Here is a 241-nt window from a genome sequence, read left to right on the forward strand (position 1 = left end):
GTCAACCCTTCCTTCACCACCTTGGCGCAGCTGGCCCACGGCCTGGACATCCCCGTAGGGAGATTCTTCATCGGCCAGGAAGAATCAAAGTCCCCCGTGGTCCGCAGATCCGATCGACGCAACCTGAAAAACGTCACCCGCGAATCTGTGGGTGAAGCAGTGCACGAGCTGCTCACCCCGAACCGCGATGGAAGCATCGAAGCTCAATGGATCAGCGCGCCCCCAGGGCACGACACCAGCG

The 241-nt window shown here is 61.4% G+C and carries 1 pseudogene; it reads left to right on the plus strand.

Annotated features, from left to right (window positions below):
- Positions 1 to 241: pseudogene (locus ACPYOM_RS23675) on the plus strand (XRE family transcriptional regulator); the annotation flags it as partial.

It is taken from the genome of Monashia sp. HAY1-2A, from assembly GCF_056755315.1.